The 2,480-nt window shown below is 45.3% G+C and carries 4 protein-coding genes and 1 pseudogene; 3 read left to right on the top strand and 2 right to left on the bottom strand.

The features are described from left to right. Positions 1–168: 168 nt before the first annotated feature. Positions 169–585 carry a hypothetical protein gene (locus WB308_RS00420; protein ID WP_424187873.1) on the bottom strand — a complete coding sequence of 139 codons (417 nt, stop codon included), beginning with the start codon at positions 583–585 and terminating at the stop codon, positions 169–171. 303 nt (positions 586–888) lie between these two features. Between WB308_RS00420 and WB308_RS00415 the strand changes: the two genes are divergently transcribed. The 3 genes from WB308_RS00415 (at position 889) to WB308_RS00405 (ending at position 2,110) form a co-directional block, all read left to right on the top strand. Beyond that, entirely contained in the window at positions 889–1,101 is a 213-nt protein-coding gene (locus WB308_RS00415; protein WP_424187871.1) for a hypothetical protein, read from the top strand. A gap of 62 nt (positions 1,102–1,163) precedes the next feature. Then, positions 1,164–1,364 carry a hypothetical protein gene (locus WB308_RS00410; protein ID WP_424187869.1) on the top strand — a complete coding sequence of 67 codons (201 nt, stop codon included), beginning with the start codon at positions 1,164–1,166 and terminating at the stop codon, positions 1,362–1,364. 146 nt (positions 1,365–1,510) lie between these two features. Then, positions 1,511–2,110: a hypothetical protein gene (locus tag WB308_RS00405; protein WP_424187867.1), complete on the top strand. Its 600-nt coding sequence runs from the start codon at positions 1,511–1,513 to the stop codon at positions 2,108–2,110. A 12-nt stretch (positions 2,111–2,122) separates the two neighbouring features. Here the strand turns inward: WB308_RS00405 and WB308_RS00400 are convergent. Continuing rightward, positions 2,123–2,480, bottom strand: a pseudogene (locus WB308_RS00400) (hypothetical protein); the annotation flags it as partial.

Raw genomic sequence — 2,480 nt, 5'->3', positions numbered from 1 at the left:
TTGATGCTGTCGATCACGTTGAGCATCTATATTTTTATCGGGCTTAGATATGAAGAGAGGGATTTGATTTCTACGTTGGGGAATACCTACAAAGAGTACCAAAAACGCGTCGGAATGCTGTTTCCTTTTCCCAAATAAGAAAAGGGAAAAAAGAGTCGGGCTTCTTATTTACGCGTGAAAATCGTGGGATTCATGAAATATTTTCCGGTGAGGATCCCGGTGGATAAAGCGATTGGCTTCCAACAATCGCTCACACACCGATTCGATCGTATCCCCTTTTTGCAAGACGATCAGGCTCCCTCGCAAATGATGATGCGGATAGAGATTAATCAATTTTTCCAAAGCGCATCGTGCGCCTACATGATCCACAAAAGTAAATAAAACGGCTATGTAATGTTCATTGATTTTTCGGATAACATCGCTATGGCGCACACTGTCCATGATATGCGCTTTATCAACATCGTAATCATCGCAGGCCACTAAAGCCCAATTGGCATCGATGTTATATCTTTCCAGTGTGTACAGAGCCATTTTAAGATCTTGCTCGAACGCGAGTTTTAAGTCAATAGCACTTAACTCTTTCATCTCATTCCTAATCGTAGTATTATTTTTTAATCATTTAAAAGATCGATATTTTACCTGAATCTATCAGGAGAATGGGACAAGCCGTTTTCCCGAAATTATAGAGAGGCGGGTGATTAAGCAAAAATCACTACAATACGCTCATAACATGGACACCAAGGATTCCCCATCAAACCTTCAAATACAAACAGAAAACCGGCTCCGAAAAGAGAGTACAAAAACCCTCCGCAAAACGTCGCGCGCAAAGCACCGCCGAAAAAAGAGAACATCGAAACGACTCAAAAAAATGAGATCAAAGCGATGTTTATGAACTGGTTCAAATCAAGCCGCGCCGCAGCGGGTCATATCATGACCAAGCAAGACGTCATCAGCGCTATTTTGAAAAAGCTGGACTCCAAACAAGACCGTCCTTTTCAAATAGCAATGGATGAGCTGAAAAATGACGGACTGATCGAGATGAAAGAGGATGGCGTGACGCTGGTACTGACCCAAAAAGGTGCAGAGCGGATTTTAGGATGAAATGCTAAACAAAATGTTTCATGTGCCGATATGGCTTTTCCATTTTTCAAGTGAGCTATTTTATGAAAACAACCAAACTTTTTTCTCGATTTATAACCCTGTTTCTGCTTCTGCTTTTCGGAATGGCCATCGGAGCCAAATCAGGAGGACTGGATACGTTGCGATTTAGCGTATTTTTGGTGATTCTTGGCGTATTGAGCTGGCTGCATATCAAGATGATGCGCAAGAAATTCGCCCGCTATCACAACGCAACGATCCCCTGATTACTCTTTCCGTTCCTTTTTTACGGCTCACATAGGTGAGCACCGCCGCAATTTGATCCTTCCATTAATATCTAACAAAATTTGTTAAGAAAAGTATAGATAAAGAAGCATACAATGAGTAGGCAAAATCTTTCAAGGAGGAGTCTATGAATCTGTTCAAACACCAATCGGTATCAGGTACACGATCGTTGTGGATAATTCTGTGGGCCGCTGCAGCCGTAGTGGTATTTTCCGGTTTTTGGAGCGGTAAAACTGTGGGTGAGGAGCGTCAAGAGCGTCTGCAGAGCAGAGACCAGACGATGCAGCTTCTCTACAAACATGCTCCGGAAGCCAAAGAGATGGTTGCCAAATCCTACGGGTATGCGGCGTTTAGCAATGTCGGGGTGAATCTCGTCCTCCTCTCTGCAGAAGGCGGCGTGGGAGTGGCCCATACCAATGGAACCGGGCAAAATGTTTACATGAATATGGCCTCAGGCGGCGTGGGATTCGGATTGGGGATCAAAGATTTCCGAGCCGTTTTTCTCTTCGAAAACAAAGAGGTATTCGACCGCTTTGTCAATGAAGGATGGGAAGCCAATGCGCAGGCCGACGCCGCTGCAAAACTGGCGGATAAAGGAGGTGCAGTCGGCGGCGCCATTACCGTCGCACCGGGAATCCGACTGTACAAATTGACACAAAACGGTCTGGCATTGCAGGCGACAATCCAAGGAACCAAGTACTGGAAAGACGTTGAATTAAACAAGTAGGAAAGGAACAGGCTATTTTTCTAGTCCCCGTTCCCCTTTCTTGCGGCTCACATAGGTGAGCACCGCCATCGAGACGATCAAAATACCGACCCCGCTGATCAGATAAAAAGCGTAATCCATCTGGCTGATGTCGTTGATGGCGACTTTGAATACCACCATCAGCGATTCGATCGAGAGGGCGATAATGATCGAAGTGAGGAATTTGGTGAGAGTCGCGTATTCATTGCCCTCCTCCAGCGTCAGAGAGCGGAAAAATACTTCTTTTTCTAAAATCGTTTTGGCCAGATCGTAGATCGCTATGGCAAGCGTGATCCCGATAATCGATTTAAAGACGTGCTGCAGCGTCTCGTCACCGACGCTCACAAGCGCC

This window comes from Sulfuricurvum sp. (assembly GCF_049587615.1).
Classification (GTDB): Bacteria; Campylobacterota; Campylobacteria; order Campylobacterales; family Sulfurimonadaceae; genus Sulfuricurvum.
Note: the sequence above shows the minus strand (reverse complement) of the source record. Positions and strands in the feature narration are given on the sequence as shown.

Coding starts and splice junctions, on each gene's coding strand:
- WB308_RS00420 (WP_424187873.1), bottom strand. CDS start 585: ATGAAAGAGTTAAGTGCTATTGACTTAAAACTCGCGTTCGAGCAAGAT.
- WB308_RS00415 (WP_424187871.1), top strand. CDS start 889: ATGAACTGGTTCAAATCAAGCCGCGCCGCAGCGGGTCATATCATGACC.
- WB308_RS00410 (WP_424187869.1), top strand. CDS start 1,164: ATGAAAACAACCAAACTTTTTTCTCGATTTATAACCCTGTTTCTGCTT.
- WB308_RS00405 (WP_424187867.1), top strand. CDS start 1,511: ATGAATCTGTTCAAACACCAATCGGTATCAGGTACACGATCGTTGTGG.